The sequence below is a fragment of the Pseudoxanthomonas beigongshangi genome (assembly GCF_016820515.1).
Classification (GTDB): Bacteria; Pseudomonadota; Gammaproteobacteria; order Xanthomonadales; family Xanthomonadaceae; genus Pseudoxanthomonas_A; species Pseudoxanthomonas_A beigongshangi.
On sequence record NZ_JADHDV010000002.1, the window covers coordinates 40886 to 59849 of the forward strand.

At 69.0% G+C, this 18964-nt stretch carries 11 protein-coding genes; 2 read left to right on the forward strand and 9 right to left on the reverse strand.

Features of this window, described 5'->3' with window-relative positions:
* Positions 1–25 precede the first annotated feature (25 nt).
* A protein-coding gene (gene prfB / locus IQ458_RS01705; RefSeq protein ID WP_183641536.1) for a peptide chain release factor 2 occupies positions 26–1151 on the reverse strand; the annotation gives its coding sequence in 2 pieces (ribosomal slippage) (positions 26–1075 and positions 1077–1151; 1125 coding nt in all).
* A 158-nt stretch (positions 1152–1309) separates the two neighbouring features.
* Here prfB and IQ458_RS01710 point away from each other — a divergent pair.
* The gene (locus tag IQ458_RS01710; protein ID WP_203321707.1) at positions 1310–1945 is read left to right on the forward strand and encodes a hypothetical protein; all 636 of its coding nucleotides are present in this window, start codon (positions 1310–1312) and stop codon (positions 1943–1945) included.
* A 102-nt stretch (positions 1946–2047) separates the two neighbouring features.
* On the opposite strand, the gene IQ458_RS01715 is transcribed toward IQ458_RS01710, so the two are convergent.
* Together IQ458_RS01715 and IQ458_RS01720 are read right to left on the reverse strand one after the other, a co-directional pair.
* Positions 2048–3955 (reverse strand): S8 family peptidase, encoded by a 1908-nt coding sequence (locus tag IQ458_RS01715; protein ID WP_203321708.1) that lies wholly within the window; start codon positions 3953–3955, stop codon positions 2048–2050.
* A gap of 117 nt (positions 3956–4072) precedes the next feature.
* The gene (locus tag IQ458_RS01720; RefSeq protein WP_203321709.1) at positions 4073–8974 is read right to left on the reverse strand and encodes an ESPR-type extended signal peptide-containing protein; all 4902 of its coding nucleotides are present in this window, start codon (positions 8972–8974) and stop codon (positions 4073–4075) included.
* Positions 8975–9267: 293 nt separating this feature from the next.
* Between IQ458_RS01720 and IQ458_RS01725 the strand changes: the two genes are divergently transcribed.
* Positions 9268–10671 (forward strand): sensor histidine kinase, encoded by a 1404-nt coding sequence (locus IQ458_RS01725; RefSeq protein ID WP_203321710.1) that lies wholly within the window; start codon positions 9268–9270, stop codon positions 10669–10671.
* Between the two features lie 45 nt (positions 10672–10716).
* On the opposite strand, the gene IQ458_RS01730 is transcribed toward IQ458_RS01725, so the two are convergent.
* The 6 genes from IQ458_RS01730 to carB form a co-directional block, all read right to left on the reverse strand.
* Positions 10717–11412, reverse strand: a complete 696-nt coding sequence (locus IQ458_RS01730; protein WP_235996581.1) for a response regulator transcription factor — start codon at positions 11410–11412, stop codon at positions 10717–10719.
* Between the two features lie 241 nt (positions 11413–11653).
* On the reverse strand, positions 11654–12535 hold the full coding sequence (locus IQ458_RS01735; protein WP_192197795.1) for a LytTR family DNA-binding domain-containing protein: 882 nt from the start codon (positions 12533–12535) through the stop codon (positions 11654–11656).
* A 37-nt stretch (positions 12536–12572) separates the two neighbouring features.
* Positions 12573–14297 carry a single-stranded-DNA-specific exonuclease RecJ gene (gene recJ, locus IQ458_RS01740; RefSeq protein ID WP_203321711.1) on the reverse strand — a complete coding sequence of 575 codons (1725 nt, stop codon included), beginning with the start codon at positions 14295–14297 and terminating at the stop codon, positions 12573–12575.
* A complete protein-coding gene (locus IQ458_RS01745; protein WP_183641549.1) occupies positions 14294–15238 on the reverse strand; it encodes a phosphoglycerate mutase in 945 nt (314 codons plus the stop codon). The genes recJ and IQ458_RS01745 overlap by 4 nt, the downstream gene beginning before the upstream one ends.
* An 8-nt stretch (positions 15239–15246) precedes the next feature.
* Positions 15247–15711: a transcription elongation factor GreA gene (gene greA, locus IQ458_RS01750; RefSeq protein WP_181444083.1), complete on the reverse strand. Its 465-nt coding sequence runs from the start codon at positions 15709–15711 to the stop codon at positions 15247–15249.
* An 8-nt stretch (positions 15712–15719) separates the two neighbouring features.
* Entirely contained in the window at positions 15720–18962 is a 3243-nt protein-coding gene (gene carB, locus IQ458_RS01755; protein WP_203321712.1) for a carbamoyl-phosphate synthase large subunit, read from the reverse strand.
* Between the last annotated feature and the right edge of the window lie 2 nt (positions 18963–18964).

The following is an 18964-nucleotide window of genomic DNA, read 5'->3' on the forward strand; positions in this document are numbered from 1 at the left end:
GGCGGGACGCCGCCCCGCCCGGTGATTATGCGTCGATGCGTTTGGCGCCGGCTTCCAGGCCTGCCTTCAGGCTGGCTTCCAGGAATTCGTCCAGGTCGCCGTCCAGCACCTTCTGGGTGTCGGTGCGCTCGATGCCGGTGCGCAGATCCTTGATCCGGCTCTGATCGAGCACGTAGTTGCGGATCTGGCTGCCCCAGCCGATGTCGGCCTTGGTCGCTTCCAGCGCGTTCTTCTCGGCGTTGCGCTTCTGGATCTCGATCTCGTACAGCTTGGCCTTCAGCATCTTCATCGCGCGATCGCGGTTGGCGTGCTGGCTGCGCTCGGTCTGGCAGGCCACTACCACGCCGCTGGGCACGTGGGTGATGCGCACGGCCGATTCGGTCTTGTTGACGTGCTGGCCACCGGCGCCCGAGGAGCGGTAGACGTCGGTCTTCAGGTCGGCCGGATTGATCTCGATGTCGATGTTGTCGTCGACTTCCGGCGCCACGAACACCGAGGTGAAGCTGGTGTGGCGGCGGTTGTCCGAATCGAACGGCGACTTGCGCACCAGCCGGTGCACGCCGATCTCGGTCTTCAGCCAGCCGTAGGCGTAGTCGCCCTCGACCCGGAAGGTCGCCGACTTGATGCCGGCCACTTCACCATCGCTGGCTTCCATCAGTTCGACCTTCCAGCCGCGCGACTCGGCCCAGCGCAGGTACATGCGCAGCAGGATTTCGGCCCAGTCCTGGGCCTCGGTGCCGCCGGCACCGGCCTGGATGTCGACGAAGGCGTTGGCGCTGTCCATCTCGCCGGAGAACATGCGCTGGAATTCCAGCTTGTCCACCCGGCCGGCGAAGCGCTCCACGTCCTCGACCACCGCCTGCGCGGTTTCCTCGTCGTTCTCGCTCTCGGCCAGTTCCAGCAGTTCGCTGGAGCCGATCAGCCCCTCGTCGATCTCGCGGATGCCGTTGACGGTCTTGTCCAGCAGCGAGCGCTCGCGGCCCAGTTGCTGGGCGTATTCGGGGTTGTTCCAGATGTCGGGGCTTTCCAGCTCCCGGTTCACTTCTTCCAGGCGTTCGCGCTTGGAATCGTAGTCAAAGATACCCCCGTAGCGAAACCAGCCGGCTCTGCAGGTCGGCGATGCGCTGGCGGATGGGGTTCAGTTCGATCATGGCGGGAGGTGGGGGGCACACAGAGGAACCGGGGATTGTAACAAGCCGCCGCCGACCTCGCCCGCCCGAAGCGTGGAGCGGCGGCTTCTGGGAGCATTCCTATGGGGCCGGGCCGCCGCCCGACCCAGAATCTCCGCTTTTCCGAGTCCCGATCCGTCATGAAATCGAAGTTCCGCCCCATCCTCGCGCCAGCGTTGTTGGCGCTGCTGGCCGCCGGCTGCGCCGGAAACGTGCGCTGGAGGCACCCTGCCCCCGACGAAGCCCTGCTCCGCCAGATGCTGTCGGACATCAACGATTTCCACGTCACCGGACACGGGGGCCGCGAGGACGATACCCTGCTGTCGCCAGAGCGGGCCCGCGCCATCCTGGCGCGGCAGCAGGTTCCCGACGAGGACACCCCGCCGTTCCAGTTCACCGAAGTCAGCGGCCGTGTCATCACCATCCGCGGCTATGGTCAATTCATTCCCGCGGGTGACCTGTCCCAACCCCGGCGCCGCCACCTGTACCACTATCGCGGAGAACTGACCCACGCCGCCTATGCGCTTCGGCACATGGCCCCGGCGGCATGCGATCTGAGGCTGTATACGAAGCCGCAGGCTCTGGAATTCACCTGGATTGACGGCAGCGCCGGTCACGGCGTTACCCAGGCGATGGAGTTCGACGGCGAGCTCAGCGCGAATTGCCATTACGTGGAGACGGAAGGAAACGGCTCGCCGATACGCTACGACATCCTCCAGGGCTACCAGCCCTACGCGCGCAAGCGCGGCCGCGTCCTTTCGATCAAGATGTTCTGAACGGCGCTCGCGCCGGTGGCCTCGCCGCATGAGCAAAGCCCCTCGCGACCGGAGGCCGGAATGCGGGCGGATGGCGCCAATGCGCCACCCGCCCGCCGGCCATCAATACAGCCCCATCACCGATACGCCTCCGAAGGCGGTTTCGCCGACGACGCGCAGGTAGTAGGTTCCCGGCGCCGGGTTGGTGATCAGTACCGCTTCGCTGTTTCCGGGTTTGACCGACTTGCGGTCGTATAGCGTCGTCGTGGGTACCCGCTCGCGCGCCACGTAGATCGACACATCGCCGCTGCCGCCGTAGCTGCGCAGGTTGAGGCTGGTCCGACCCGCCGGCACCACGATGCGATACAGCAGCGAATCGCCCGCCGCGCCGGTCTGCGCGGCCAGGGCAACGCGATTGCTGAGCAGTTCACCCTCGTCTTCCGGAATCTCCTGGGTCGCCGCCTGCACCGCGGCGGCGGCGTCGACAATCCCTGGCCCCTGCGGCTTGCTGACCGGCGGCGGCACGGTGAAGGGCTTCACGGTGCCCTTCAGCAATTGCTTGACCTGCTCGGGCGTGAGCGGCGGACGACCGGCGGCGTTCGCCGCGGCCTGCATCAGCGCGACCACGCCGGCCACGTGCGGACTGGCCATCGAAGTGCCGATCATGCCCATCAGGCGATCGCCCTCCGGACTCGGCACCGGCGCCTGGGTGCCGGCATTGCCGAGCGACCAGATCCAGCGATCATCCGGATCCGATCCGCTGGTGGCATTGCCGCCCGGCGCGGTGACCGTGACGGAGGCGCCGTAGTTGGAGAACCATGAGCGCGCGCCGTCGATACCGTTGGCGCCCACGGTGATCACGCCCTTGCAACTGGCCGGCGAATAGAACCCGGCATCGGCGTTGTCGTTGCCGGCGGCCACCACCACGGTGACGCCGCGCGCCACCGCGCCATCGATCGCCTCCTGGGTCGCCGGGTCCTGGCTGCAGGAACCGCTGCCGCCCAGGCTGAGGTTGACCACTTCCGCGGGATCGGAATTGTCGGGCACGCCGTCGACATGGCCGCCGGAGGCCCACACGATGGCGTCGCTGATGTCCGAGGTGTAGCCGCCACCATGGCCCAGCACGCGCACCGGCTGGACCTTGGCACCGAACGCCACGCCCGCCAGGCCCGCACCATTGTTGGTGGTGGCCGCGACCGTGCCGGCCACGTGGGTGCCATGGAAGGAACTGGGATCGCCGCCGTACCAGTCGCCGGGATCGTGCGCATCGGGATCGCGGCCGTCGCCATCGCCGCCGACTTCCGGGTCATGCACGAAGTCGTAGCCCGGCACGATGTTGGCATTGAGGTCGGCATGGTCCAGGTAGCCGGTATCGAGCACCGCCACCACCACGCCGTCGCCGTGGCTGAGGTCCCAGGCCGCGGGCATGCCGATGCCGGCGGTGGGATGGGTGTAGTGCCATTGCAGATCGAAGCGCGGGTCATCGGGGATGAAATCCAGCCGGTGCTTGATGTAGTCCGGCTGGGCGTACTTCACCGCCGGATCGGCGCGCAGTTCCGCCAGCAGGGCGTCGGCCTCGCCGCGGCTGAGTTTTCGCGACAACCGGACCACGTCGGCACCACTCGCCATCCGGCGAAGATGCTGTACGTCCAACGCTTCGGCACCTCGTGCCGAAGCGCGCGGGCCGCCCACGCCCGCGCGCCGCGCGGCGGCCTGCACCGCATCGCGCATGGAAGCGCCGCTGAGGACGGTGCGCGCGCCATCACGCTGGCGCACGATGAAGCGATCGAATCCGGATTGCGCGGGCGCCCCGGGCAGCATGCTTTTGCCGCGCGACGCGGTCGACGCCCCGGGGACGGCGGGACCCTGCATGGCGCCGCCGCTGGTCGAAGCGGTCGTGGCCAGCGTGCTGAGGCCCGCAGGTGGCCAGGGCGTGCCACCGGTCAGGTAGCCCGATGCGAATGCCGACAGGGCGGCCACCACCGCGGTGGCCAGGGTGCCGGTGCAGATGATGCGGGTGCTCTTTTTCATTGCGTTCTCCGGAAGGATTCAGGGACCGGGCGCGGCCGGCGGGGCTTGGCCCGCCGGCGACGCGCCGTGACAGGAAACAGGTGATGCGGATGCGGTACGGCGAACGTCGCTGGATGCCTACAGGTCGATACCGAAGCCGATGCCGGCCGACGATTCATCGCTGCTGAAGGCACCGCCGATGCTCAGCGAAGCGCGCTCGCCCAACGGACGCGAGTAGCCCACCGACAGCGCGCTTTCGCCGTCCTGCCAACCGGCACCCACCGCAACGCGTCCGCGCGGGCTGCGGCTGTTGGCCGCGTTGATCGCCATGTTCAACATCGCCGCGCTCATCGCTCCCTGGCGATTGATGCGCTCGTCCTGCCGGTTCAGGCGGTGATCGAGTTCGCCACGCAGGCCGCTGAACTCGTCGCTGAGCGCCTTCACCCGGCTGTCGGTGTAGGCGTTGGCCGAGGTCAGGGTCTTGGTCGCGGTCGCGTCGGTGTAGGCGTTGGCGCTGGCGACTGTTTCGGCGTCCGGCGCCGCGCTCACCGGTGGCGCGGCGGCGGCCGGCGGAGATCCGGCGGTGCCTGCCGCCGTTTCAATGGGCCCCGTCGGCGACACGGGCGCGGCCGACGCGGTGGACGCGCCGCTGCCACTGGCGACGCCGGCCGTTTCTTGCTGGCCGGGAGACGCCGCCGCGACAGCGCCGCCCTCTGGCTTGCCAGGCTCCTTGCCGGGCGAGTTGCCATTGCCGGCGTTGCCGCTGTTACCCGGCTTCTGCTCCAGTTGATCCACCCGGGTGTTGAGCCCGTCGATCGCGCCGTCCAGCGCCCCCAGCGCATCGCCGACGTTGTAGTAGCTCCCGCCCTGGATGCCGTAGACAGGTCCGACCAGGCCGTTCGGGCCCATCGAGGCGCCACCGCCCAGCGCCTGCGCCATGCCATCGCCAACCTGGAACAGTTGGCCTCCGTTGACGGCTTCGCGGCTGCCGGCCGCCAGGCGGCCGTCGGCGACATTGCCGATGACGGTGCCTTCCGCGCCCGCCAGGGTCAGCGAGTCCTTGTCCTCGTCGTCGTACTTCACCGCCGAGGCCAGTTCTTCATCGACTTCGCCCACCGCGGCGTTCAACTGTCCGACATTGACCGCATCGGTGTCGGCACTGCCCGCCCCGACGTGCGTGATCTGGCGCTCGCCGCCCGCCACGCCCACCGAAACGCTGCCGGCGCGATCGGCGATCGAGCCCGCGCCCAATGCCACCGCATTCGCGGCGGTGACCCGGGCACGCGCACCGATCGCGGTGCCATCCTGGGCACTGTCGGCCACCCGCGCGTCGTAGCCCAGCGCGGTGGCGGCCTGCGCGCGTGCCTGCGCATTGGAGCCCACCGCGGTCGCGGTCGCGGCGATCGCCTGGGTATTGGCGCCCAGCGCGGTCGCGTTGGTCGCGGTGGCGCGCGCGTTGTTGCCGAAGGCCGACGCGCTGATCTTTCCCGCCTGGCTGCCAGCGCCCACCGCGGTGGTGCCATTGGCACCCGCCGCCGCCCCTTCGCCCGCGGCCAGCGCGCCCTGGCCATTGACCCGGGCATCGTCGCTGCCATCCCGGTTGCCGCTGGACTTGAAGTAGTGGCTGGCCTGGCTGCCGGCATCCGCCACCGCGTCGAGCTGCGCCTTGTTCACCGCATCGGTGGCTTCGGTGCCGGCCGCCACGTTGGTGATCTGGCGATCGATGGCCGCGTGCACGGTGCCGCCGGCGTCGGTCCAGTCATGCGCCGCGCCGACCGACACGCTGTTGGCGCGATCGGCCAGCGATCCTTCGCCCAACGCGACCGAGTTGGCCGCGTCCGGCGTGGTCCAGGCGTTGGCACCGAGCACCGTGGCCCGATCGGCCTGGGCGAAGCTGTTGAAGCCCAGCGAGGTCGCCGAGCCGCCGATGGCCCAGCTCTCCGCGCCGACGGCCGTGGTGTGGTCGCCCACCAGTTCGCTGTCCCAGTACGAACCGGCGTAGGCACCCGCGCCCAGCGCGGTGCTGTACTTGCCGGTGGCGCCGGCCGAACTGAAGGAGCCTTCGGAGAAGCCGCCCAACGCGGTACTGAACAGACCCGTGGCTGCCGCGTTCTCGCCCACCGCCGTGCCGTTGGTGGAGACATAGACGTTCTCGCCGGTTTCCTCGTCGAATTGCCAGTAACCGGACGTGGCTCCCGCGCCGATCGCCACGCCACCGCCACCGGCGGTCGCGCCGGCGCCCACGGTGGTCGAGTTCCAGCCTTCGGCAAAGGCACCCACGCCCACGGCCGTGGCCTGCCACGCCGACGCGGTGGCGAATGCGCCCAGCGCGGTGGCGAACGGCGCGTCGGCCAGCGAGTTTCCACCCACCGCGGTGGACAGGAAGCCGTTGTTCTGGGCGCCGGCCCCCACCGAGACGCCCATCGCGCCGTTGGAAACCGCACTCGGGCCAACCGCCACCGATCCGCCGCCGTTGGCCTGCGCGCCGTTGCCGGCAGCGAAACTGTCATCGCCCTCGGCCAATGCGTTGCTGCCGATCGCCGCACTGTTGGCACCGTTGGCGATCGCGCCATAACCGTTGGCGGTGCTCTGGTCGCCCACCGCGTTGGCACCGGTACCGAAAGCCGAGGATCCCTGTCCGAGCGCCAGGCTGGAGCCGCCCACGGCAGTCGCGTGATCGCCCACGGCGTTGCTCTGGTAGCCGATCGCGGTGCTTTCCACGCCGCCCGCCACGGCGTTGGCACCCACCGCGGCGGCGTGCTCGGCGTCGGCGATCGCCGCGTCGCTGCCATCGCCCGCGCCCTCGGCGGCCAGGTAGTGGTTGGCATCGCCCACGCTGTCGGCCACCGCATCCAGTTGCGCCTTGTTCACCGCGTCGGTGGCTTCGGTACCCGCCGCCACATTGGTGATCTGGCGATCGATCGCGGCGAAGGTATTGCCGTATTGATCCGTCCACGCCTGCGCCGCGCCGACCGATACGGTGTTGGCGCGATCACCGGTGCTGGAACCGTGGCCCAGGGCGACGCTGTTGTCCGCGGTCGCCGAGGTGTACGAACCCACCGCGGTGCTGTTGTCCGCCATCGCCCAGGCGTTGGAACCCAGCGCGGCCGCGCCGTTGCCAAAGCCGTAGCTGTTGTAGCCGACCGAAGTGGCTTCCTCGCCAGTGGACCAGCTTTCGCGGCCCAGGGCGACGCCGTTGAGGCCGGTCAGGGTGTTGTTGCCCACCGAAACGCCACCTTCGCCGGCCTTGGCCTGCACGCCGACGCCGGTACCGGCAATGCCGGTGATGGTGCCCTGGCCGACCGCGACGGATACGTCGGCGGCCTGCGCACCGGCGCCGAGCGCGGTGGCGAACAGGCCGTTCGCCCAGCTGCCCGCGCCCAGCGCGGTGGCCTTCCAGCCACTGCCCACGGCGCCGGCGCCGAACGCCGAACTCTCGCGGCCGTCGGCCCAGGCGAACATGCCCGCGGCGGTCGCGAACAGCCCGTTGGCTTCCGATTGCCCCCCCAGCGCCATCGCGCCCAGGCCTTGCGCCAATGCCTGGTTGCCTATCGCCACCCCGCTGCCATGCAATGCGCTGGCGGCATTGCCTATGGCCACCGAGGCGCCGCCTTCCGCATTGGCGCCATGACCCTGGGCGACGGCGTCACCGCCATTGGCGACACTGCCGTAGCCGCTGGCCACGCTGTGATCGCCAATGGCATTCGCGCCGGTGCCGAACGCCGAGGAACCCTGGCCCAGCGCCAGGCTGGAGCCACCGGCGGCCGTGCTGTAGTCGCCAGCCGCCTGGCTCTGGTAACCGTAGGCACTGCTCTCGGCGCCGCTGGCCACGCTGTACGCACCGGTGGCGGTGCTCGATTCGCCCGCGGCCATGCTCTGCGCGCCGGTGGCGGTGGCGTTGTTGCCCAGCGCACTGGCGTGATCGCCGATGGCCTGCGCGCCGATGCCGCTGGCACCGGCGGCATTGCCGATGGCGGTGGCGTTCTGGCCTTCGGCGAAAGTGGCCTCGCCGACATCGGGCTCGCCGTCGCCGTCCAGATCCACCCATTCGCTGCCGCCGATGGCGATGGTGCCCTCCCCGGTGGCGGCGGCATTGTTGCCCACCGCCACCGCGCGCGCGCCGTAGGCCAGGCTGTTGCCACCGATGCCGACACTGCCGCCGCCCACCGCGGTGGCGTAGCCGCCGACGGCGACTCCGAAATCGCCGGCCACGGCGCGCGAGTTGGCGCCGAGCGCGACACCCGCTTCGCCATTGGCGCCGGCATTGAAGCCGCCCACCAGGCTGCCGTCGCCATACGCCTGCGCGGCACCGCCGATGGCGGTCGATCCCATGCCGGCAGCGGTGCTCAGCGCGCCAATCGCGGTGGCCGCCTGCTCGGCCGTGGCTTCGGCGCTCGCGCCCACCGCGGTATTGCCGAAGCCCGCGGCAAGCGAGCTCTGTCCCAGCGCGGTGCTGGCATCGCCATAGGCGAACGCGCCCTGGCCGAATGCGCTGGCACCTATACCGTAGGCGACGCTTTGCCCGCCGACCGCGGTCGCGGCGTTGCTGGCCGCCCAACTGCTGTCGCCCATCGCCATGGTGTAGTCGCCCTCGGCCTTGGCGCCGGATCCCATCGCGATGGCGCTGTAGCCGTTGGCCACCGCCTGCACCGGTCCCTCGATCTCGGGTGTCCACGGCAGATCCTGTGGTCCGGTGATCTTGAGGAAATAGAGATCGAGGATGGACGGTACCGCGCCGACCGCAGCCATCGTCGGCGTCGCGGTCTGATCGCATTGCCGCGCATCCGTGCCGCCGTCATTCGCGGAGACCTGGTTTGCGCATTCGTCGGCGCCCACGGCGGACGCCGGCGCGTCCGTATCGTCAGCGAACGCGGGGGGCGCGCCGAGCGCGATCAGCAAGGCGGATGTAATCAGCCCGATCCCCGCACCGGATCCGGAGCGGCGGCGCGCATCGCGCTTGCCGCGTGCCGAAGCCAGTTCCGAGGTCACCACCAGCGCCTGCCTGGCATGGCTCCATACACGACAGAAAATCTTGTTCATCTCGATCTCCGCTCCTGCTTTGTCATTTCGATAGGCAAGCCACGCCCGTCGGCCCAGGGCATGCGGAAAATCCGCGTGCGGCCGTCGCATCGCATTGCCGTGTGGATGGGTGGCGCGCCCTGCCCCGGGCTTGCCGCTGGATGGAACTGCGCGTCGTCTGCAACGCCGCCGGGCTGACCGCGAAACTAAGTTGCGCGCGCCGGCGTTGTCACGCTCGCGTTCTCGCCGAATAATCACCGATATCTCACCGGCGGCAGCGGATGCTGGTGACACCCGCCTGCGGGCATGTAGGCATGCAAAGGAGTCCCGTCCTGTCGACCCCCGCCGTTTCGCCTGACACCCTTTGGGGTTCCCTCGCGCACTGGCTGCGCATCGCGCCCGTCGCCGATGCCGTCGACCGGCGCAATGCGCCGGCCATGCAGTTGCTGCTGATGTTCTACGGCACCGCGTTGCCGGCCAACTGGGCCTGGCATCTTTCGTCGCGGCCGATACCGCCCGGCTGGGCCATCGTCCTGCTGCTGGACTTCGCCACCGCGGCGCTGGCCCTGCTGTGCGTGGGATTGATCCGGCGTGGCCATTTCCGTCCCGCCATCACCCTGTTCCTCGGCGCGCTGCTGTTCTCGCTGGCGCTGGCTTTCCACAAACTGGGCGCGCAGGCGCAGCTCATCGATCAGACCGCGGTGATCCTGTGCCTGGTGATTTCCGGCCTGGTGCTGGGCCGGCGCGCGCTCTGGACCGTATTCGCGCTGTTGCTGGCGGTGTTCGCGTTCGGCTTCGCCACCGACGCGCAGAACATCGCCAGGGGGCCGCAATGGGTCAGCAATGCGCTACGCAACGCGCCCTCGCTGGTGATCAGCTACCTGATCATCACCGCGATCCTGGATCGGGCGGTCACCGCATTGCGCGAAAGCCTGCACGACGCCAATGCACGCGGCCGGGAACTGCAGGAGGAGATGGCGCGACGCGAGCGTGCGCAGAACCAGCTCATCCACGCACAGAAGATGGAAGCCAGCGGCCGCCTGGCCAGCGGCGTCGCGCACGATTTCAACAACGTCCTGGGCGTGATCCGGGGCTTCGCCGCGCAACGCCATCGCGCCCTCGACCTCGCCGATCCCCTCGCCCGCAGCGCGAGCCTGGAAGCGGCGCTGGAAGGCGTGGAGGAAGCCGCGGAGCGCGGAACGGCGGTCACCCGCAAGCTGCTTGGCTTCAGTCGCAATGATCGCCTGCGCATCGAGACTTTCGATGTCCGCGACGCCATTGACGGCATGCGGCCGATGCTGCGCCAGTTGTTTCCCGCTTCGATCAGGCTGGAGCTCGCCACCAGCGGCGAAGCGTTGCCCGTGCACCTGGATCGCAGCGAGTTCGAGCTGATGATCCTCAACATCGCCGCCAATGCGCGCGATGCCATGCCCGAGGGCGGGCGTTTCCTGATCTCCGCCGTCCGCCAGGATGATGTGGTGAGGATCGATCTCGGCGACAGCGGCCAGGGCATGTCCGCGCAGGTCCGCGCGCACGTGTTCGAGCCGTTCTTCAGCACCAAGCCCAGCAGCACCGGAACCGGCCTGGGCCTATCCATCGTGCATGACCTCGTCAACGCGGTCGGCGGCGACATCGAAGTCGACAGCGCCCCCGGCCTGGGCACGACCTTCACGATCCGGTTGCCGTGGGCCGGCGTCGGCCCCGACCACGCGGTCTGAGTCGGCGGGACGGGGCGAGGCATCGCACCGCGCCGCACGCGGGTTTCAGTGCGCCACCAGCACGTAGCCTTCGCCGTGCACGGCGTTGAGTGGCAGCGGTTCACCGCAGATGTTGGCGACCTTGCGGCGCAATCGATAGATCAGCGAATCCAGTCGGTGCGGGTCGAAATCGTAGACGTTGTCGGTCAGCGCGGCCACCAGTTGATCACGGGTGACGAGTTGGCCCGGCACGGCGGTCAGGCGCTCCACCACCCGGCGTTCGGTGCGGGTCAACGCGACCGTTCCCCCGGCAGGCGACAGCAGGCACCAACCACCCTCGTCCAGTTGCCACGCCCCACGTACGGTCGGCGCGGCCGCCCGCACCGGCGCCACACCCTGCAGGCGCCGCAGCAGGCTGTACAGAGTGGCGGCCAGCAACTCCACTTCCACGGGTTTGGCCAGGTACGCGTCCGCCCCCTGGCTGAGGCCGCGCACGCGATCCAGGGTCTCGGCGCGCCCGGTCAACATGACGATGCCGATATGCGGAAACGCTTCGCGCAGTTCGCGGGCGACCGTGAAACCGTCGGCATCGGGCAGGCCAACGTCCAGCACCGCGATGTCGTAGCGGTGCCTCGCCAGATGCACGTGCAGCGCCGCGGCCGAATCCATGCCGGTGACCGCGAAGCCGAACCCCGCCAATCCCGGCAACAGTATCCGCTCGCGCAACAGCGCATCGTCCTCCAGCAAGGCCACGGAGGGCATTGCGTGCTCCATCGGGGCCGTCATGGCCATCTTCGATTCCCCTGTCCCGCCATCCCGAATCGACCGTAGCGGAAAGTTCGTTCGCGATGCATGAAGAAAGTGCACGCTTCCGCACACCTGCGCGCAACCTATGGGATTTCAGGGCTGAATCTTGACCAAGCACACAGTCGTTTCGTGAACGTCGCTCGATGCGGCGAAACGAAAGCCTGCCAGCCATCTGCTTTCGCACAGGTGCGCGCGCTTAGCCGGGATCCGCTCCGGTGCGGCTGCGCAGATCGGCCCGATAGCGCCGGCTGCACGGCAACGCGGTCGCGTCCTTGAGATGAATGCGCGCATCGCCGGTATCCAGCGGTTCGATGGAAGCCACCTGATCCAGGTTCACGATATAACTGCGGTGGATGCGGGCAAAGCGCGCCGGGTCCAGCTTGGCCTCGATGCCGGCGATGGTGCTGCGCAGCGGATAGTCGTGGCCGCGCACGCGCAGGTTGACGTAGTTGCCCGCCGCCTGCGCCCATTCGATGTCGCTGGCCGCGACCAGGAACTCGCGGCCCAGCTTGCGGACCAGGAACCGTTCCGGCCGTTCCACCGGCTCCAGCGGCGGGCCTTCGTCGGGCACATCGAGCAGGCTGGCCTCGCCCTGCCAGCGGCGCAGCAGGAAACGGTAGACCTCGATGGTCGCGACCGCCCAGATGAACGTGCGTATGTCCTTGAGGTACTCGTAGAAGAATTCGCGCGCCCAGGGACCGAAGTCGTACTCCGAGCCCTGCCAGCGATAGGCCAGCACCCGCAGCGCGACCATGCCCGCCACGTGCAGCAGCGAGTACACCACGCTGGCCAGCAGGTACCAGGGCAACTGCCGTCGCAGGGTATCCCAGTGCAGCGGGAAACGGCGGGTGAACGCGACCACCGCCGGCACCAGCGCCAGCAGCACGATGCCGCTGGAACTTTCCCAGACCACCGGTTCCCAGTCCGCGATCCGCAAGCCGGCCCGATGGACATCCATCACCGTGGTGATGCTGTTGCCGACCACGTTGACCAGGATGCCGATTACCCAGAAGCCGACTTCAAGGCTGCGGCGCCAAGGCTGGAAACGGCGGTAGAGCGTGTCGGAGGAAGATGCCATTGGCGCATTGTAGGTGCGTGCGCCCCCGTGCGCCCCGCTACGGCAGCGCCACCCAGTGGCGAACCAGCAACTGGATTCCCCGGCGATCCTGGTAGTCGTCGGTGTCGAGCTGAAAGACGGCGTGGACGCGCCTCGGTCTTGCCTGTTCACGCCAACCGCCGAACTGGATGGCGCCCAGCGGCTGCGCGCGCCCGGGCAGGCGCAGCGAGAACTTCAGGTGTTTCGCGCCGACCACGCGCCAGTCGATCACCTCGAACTCGCCGTCGAACAGCGGCTCGGGAAAGCCCTGTCCCCAGGGCCCGCCGTCGCGCAGCGCCTCGGCGTGGGCGCGGTCGAACTCTTCCGGCAGCAGTTCGCCGTCGCTCAGCCATTCGGCCTGCAGCAGGCTATCGTCCAGCCAGCGCGTGGCGACGTCGCGGAACGCGATCTCGAAGGCCGCCAGGTTCGCCTGCGCCAGGCTCAGGCCGGCGGCCATCGCGTGGCCGCCGAATTTCTCGATCAGGCCCGGATGCGTCGCATCGACCGCCGCCAGCGCGTCGCGCATATGGAAGCCGGGAATCGAACGCGCCGAGCCCCGCAATGAGCTCGCGCCAGGTTCGGCCGGCGCGAAGGCGATGACCGGGCGATGCAGGCCATCCTTGATCCGCGAGGCGACCAGCCCGACCACGCCGGGATGCCACTCGGGATCGAACAGGCACAGCGCCAGCGGCGGTTCGGCTTCCACCGCCGCGAGCTTCGCCAGCGCGATCTGCGCCTCGTCGACCATCTGCTGCTGGACGCCGCGCCGCTCGGCGTTGATTTCGTTGAGGGTGGCGGCCATCCCGCGCGCCTGCTCCGGGTCATCGCAGAGCAGGCATTCGATGCCCAGCGACATGTCCTCCAGGCGTCCGGCGGCGTTGAGCCGTGGTGCGATCGCGAAACCGATGTCGGACGCGGTCAAATGGCGGGCATCGCGGCCGGCGACCTCGATCAGGGCGTGCAGGCCCGCGCTGCCCTGCCCGCCGCGCAGGCGCCGCAGGCCGGCGCCGACCAGGGCCCGGTTGTTGCTGTCCAGCGGCACCAGATCCGCCACCGTGCCGACCGCGACCAGATCCAGCAGCGGGGTCAGGTCCGGTTCGCCTTGCGGCCATCGGCCGCTTTCGCGCAAACGGCGACGCAGCGCGAGCAGCACGTAGAAGGCCACGCCCACGCCGGCCAGCGCCTTGCTGGGGAAGCCGTCCTCGCGCAGGTTGGGATTGACGATGGCATCGGCCGGCGGCAGCGTCTCGCCGGGCAGATGGTGGTCGGTCACCAGCACCTGCCAGCCCTGCGCGCGCGCGCGCGCAATGCCCGCATGGCAGGCGATGCCGTGGTCGACAGTGACCAGCAGTTCGGGTTGCAGCGTCGCCAGTTCGTCCACCAGCGAGGGCGACAGGCCGTAGCCATGCGCCATCCGGTTGGGCACCGTCGCGGTGACCCGCGCCGCGCCCAACGCGCGCAAACCTCGCACCATCAAGGCGCACGCGGTCGCGCCATCGCAATCGAAATCGCCGACCACCACGATGTGCCGACCTTCGTCGATGGCCGCCTGCAGCAGGCGACCGGCGGCATCGAGGCCGCCGAGCGCATCGGGGGGCAGCAGTTGCGCCAGGCGCGGCTGCGCCCCGGTGGCGGCACTGACACCGCGACCGGCGTACACGCGTCGCAGCAAGGGCAGGATCTGCGCCGGCCATTCGCCGGCGACCACCGCTTCCCGCCGGCGGATCCGGGGCGAAGGGGTCACGCCGTCAGCCCGGCGGCCGCGCCGTCCAGGCGCGTCAACGGACGACGCCAGAAGCGCCAGCGTTGATCGCGGCGCAGGGTGAAGCGCTCGCCGTCCTCGAAGTCCAGTTCCAGCGCAAGCAGTTCGCCGCGCGCCAGCGCGGCCAGCAGGGGTTGCAGGGCGTCGCGCGCGAACACCTCCGGCTGGCGCAGGTGGCGCAGATCGATGAGCGCGTCGACCGCGCCGCCCTCGCCTTCGGCGGTCACGCCGGCTGCGAGCGCGAGCGCGCGCAATAGCGTGTCCTGTCCCTTGACCTGGCGGAACCGGGTACCCACCGACTGCGGCAGGCGTCCGCCGCCCCAGAACCACAGGGAATTCACCGGGGCCTTGCCCGCAGCCACGCGGCGCGCGTTCCATGGATGGTTGTGCAGCACGATCTGCGCCTCGGTCAGCAACGCGCGCCAGCGGCGGCCGTCGTCGCCCTCGGGCAGATGCGCGAACAGGTCATCGCCGAGCACGTCGCCGATCGGCGCGAACGCCGGCAGCCGCGCATCCGGCGGCAGGCGCAGGTACCAGCGCGAAGGTTGTGGTGCATCCAGCAGCACGCCGGCATCGCCGAACAGCGGCTTCAATGCCGGCAGCAACTGCGCGGTGTCCTCGGCGTCCAGCGCCAATGCCTCGCCGTAGGCGAGCATGCGCGCGCCATTCATGTCCGGCGACACGCGCGCGGGATCCGCGCGCAGCCAGGTGGCGCCTTCGGCATCGCCGGCATCCAATTGCCGGGTCAGCGCCGCCACCGGCCAGTGATCGGGCACCAGCCGGAAGTGCCGGCGCAGTTGTTCCCGCTCGCCCGCGTCCAGCGTCTGGCGATCCGCGCGCCCCAGTGCCCTCGCCACCTCGTCGGGCAGGCGTTGGCCGGCCAGGCGGGCGCGGGTGGGCAGCAACAGGGTGGCGGTCGCCATCGCCCGGGTCAGTCGGTGTAGCTGACGCCGACGATTTCGTACTCGCGCTGGCCGGCCGGCGCGTCGATGGTGACCGCGTCACCTTCGTGCTTGCCGATCAACGCGCGGGCCAGCGGCGAGGAGATCGCGATCAGGCCCTGCTTGATGTCCGCCTCCAGGTCGCCCACGACCTGGTAACGCTTCTCCTCGTCGGTCTCCACGTCGGCCAGCGTCACCGTCGCGCCGAACACGATGCGCGAACCGGCGTTGAGCTTGGTGACGTCGATGATCTCCGAGTGCGAAAGCTCGCTCTCCAGCTGCTTGATGCGGCCTTCGATGAATCCCTGCTGCTCGCGCGCGGCGTGGTATTCGGCGTTTTCCTTCAGATCACCGTGCGCGCGCGCCTCGGCGATCGCGGTGATGACTTCCGGCCGCTTCACCGTCTTCAGCAGATCCAGTTCCTGGCGCAGCCGCTGCGCGCCCTTCATGGTCAATGGTGCTCTCACCCTTGCAGCTCCTTGTGCAGTTCCTGCAGGGCCCAGACCGGGCCCGTACCGCGGAATTCCAGCGAATGCACCAGCGCGCGGGCGCCGGCGATCGTGGTCGAGTAGGTGACGCGATGCTGGAGGGCCTCGCGCCGGATGGAGAAGGAGTCGGCGATGGCCTGCCGCCCTTCGGTGGTGTTGACGATATACACGATCTCGCCGTTCTTGATCAGGTCGACGATATGCGGACGGCCCTCGACCACCTTGTTGATCTGCTCGCAGGCGAAGCCGTGCTCGCGCAGCCACGCCGCCGTGCCCTGGGTGGCGACCAGGCTGAAGCCGCGCTCGACCAGCGCCTGGGCGACCGGCAGCACGCGCTTCTTGTCCGGATCACGCACCGACACGAACGCCTTGCCCGGCTGCGGCGCCTTGATGCCGCCGGCTTCCTGCGCGCGCGCCATCGCCGCGCCGAAGCTGCGGCCCACGCCCATCACCTCGCCGGTGGAGCGCATTTCCGGGCCGAGAATCGGATCCACGCCCTGGAACTTGGCGAACGGGAAGATCGCCTCCTTCACCGAGTAGTAGTCGGGCACGATCTCGGCGGTGGCGCCCTGCTCTTCCAGGGTTCGACCAGCCATGCAGCGCGCGGCGATCTTGGCCAGCGCCATGCCGGTGGCCTTGGACACGAACGGCACCGTGCGCGAGGCGCGCGGGTTCACTTCCAGCAGGTAGACGGTGTCGTCGCCGTCGTCGTTGGACTGGATGGCGAACTGGGTGTTCATCAGGCCGACCACGTTCAATGCCTTGGCCAGCTCGACCACCTGCCGGCGCAGCTCGTCCTGGGTCTTCGCGGACAACGAGTACGGCGGCAGCGAGCAGGACGAGTCGCCCGAATGCACGCCGGCTTCCTCGATATGTTCCATCACGCCGCCGATCAGCACCTTGCCGGTGCGGTCGGCGATGATGTCCACGTCCACTTCGACCGCGTTGTCGAGGAAACGATCCAGCAGCACCGGCGAGTCATTGGACACCTTGACCGCGTCGCGCACGTAGCGCGCCAGGTCGGACTCGCCGTAGACGATTTCCATCGCCCGTCCGCCCAGCACGTAGGACGGACGCACCACCAGCGGATAGCCGATCTCGCGGGCCAGCGCCAGCGCCTGCTCGTCGGTACGGGCGGTGCGGTTCGGCGGCTGCTTCAGGCCGAGCTTTTCGACCAGTTGCTGGAAGCGCTCGCGATCCTCGGCCAGGTCGATCGAATCGGGCGAGGTGCCGATGACCGGTACGCCGTTGGCTTCCAGCGCGCGCGCCAGCTTCAGCGGGGTCTGGCCGCCGTACTGGACGATCACGCCCTTGGGCTGTTCCAGCTCGACGATGGCCAGCACGTCTTCCAGCGTCAGCGGCTCGAAGTACAGGCGGTCGGAGGTGTCATAGTCGGTCGAGACGGTTTCCGGGTTGCAGTTGACCATGATGGTCTCGTACCCGTCCTCGCGCAGGGCGAGCGCCGCGTGCACGCAGCAGTAATCGAACTCGATGCCCTGGCCGATGCGGTTGGGGCCGCCGCCGAGGATCATGATCTTGTCGCGCGAGGTCGGCTCGGCTTCGCACTCGTCCTCGTAGGTGGAGTACAGGTAGGCGGTACCGGTGGCGAACTCGGCCGCGCACGAGTCGACCCGCTTGTATACCGGCTTCACGCCCAGTGCCTTGCGCAGCACGCGCACGGCAGCCTCGTCGGTGCCGGCCAGCTGGGCCAGGCGCGCGTCGGAGAAGCCCATCCGTTTCAGGCGGCGCATGCGGCGCGCGTCCAGCGAGCCCAGGCCATCGGCGGCGATCTGCTTCTCGTCGGCGATGATTTCCTCGATCTGGTCGAGGAACCACGGATCGATGAACGACAGCGCGTGGACCTGCTCCACGCTCATGCCGGCACGGAACGCGTCGGCCACATGGAACAGGCGTTCCGGGCCCGGCGATTTCAGTTCGCGGCGCAGCTGGGCCAGATCGTCCTCGCTGGACAGATCCAGGCCGGTCGGGTCGAGGCCCACCTTGCCGGTCTCCAGCCCGCGCAGCGCCTTCTGCAAGGATTCCTGGAACGTGCGGCCCATCGCCATCACCTCGCCCACCGACTTCATCTGGGTGGTCAGGCGGGCATCGGCCTGCGGGAACTTCTCGAACGCGAAGCGCGGAATCTTGGTGACGACGTAGTCGATCGTCGGCTCGAACGAGGCCGGGGTCTTGCCGCCGGTGATCTCGTTCTTCAGTTCGTCCAGGGTGTAGCCGACCGCCAGCTTGGCCGCGACCTTGGCGATCGGGAAGCCGGTGGCCTTGGAGGCCAGCGCCGAGGAACGCGACACGCGCGGGTTCATCTCGATGACCACCACGCGGCCGGTCTGCGCATTGACGCCGAACTGGACATTGGAACCGCCGGTGTCCACGCCGATCTTGCGCAGCACCGCGATGGAGGCATCGCGCAGGCGCTGGTATTCCTTGTCGGTCAGGGTCTGCGCCGGCGCCACGGTGATCGAATCACCCGTGTGCACGCCCATCGGATCCAGGTTCTCGATGGAGCAGACGATGATGCAGTTGTCCGCGGTGTCGCGGACCACTTCCATCTCGAATTCCTTCCAGCCCAGCACCGATTCCTCGACCAGCACTTCGGTGGTCGGCGACAGTTCCAGGCCACGGGTGACGATGTCGATCAGTTCCTCGCGGTTGTAGGCAATGCCGCCGCCGCTGCCGCCCAGGGTGAAGCTGGGGCGGATGATGGTCGGGTAGCCGACGCGGGCCTGGATCTCGATCGCTTCTTCCAGGGTGTGGGCGACCGCGGCGCGCGGGCACTCCAGGCCGATTTCACCCATCGCCACGCGGAACAGCTCGCGGTCCTCGGCCATGCGGATGGCTTCGCGCGACGCGCCAATCAGTTCGACGCTGTACTTTTCCAACACCCCGTGGTCGGCCAGGTCCAGCGCGCAGTTCAGCGCGGTCTGCCCGCCCATGGTCGGCAGCAGCGCGTCGGGCTTTTCCTTGGCGATGATCTTCTCGACCGTCTGCCAGTTGATCGGCTCGATGTAGACCGCATCGGCCATTTCCGGGTCGGTCATGATGGTGGCGGGGTTGCTGTTGACCAGCACCACCCGGTAACCCTCCTCGCGCAGCGCCTTGCAGGCCTGGGCGCCGGAATAGTCGAACTCGCACGCCTGGCCGATGACGATCGGGCCGGCGCCGATGATGAGGATGGTCTTTATGTCGGTGCGCTTGGGCATGG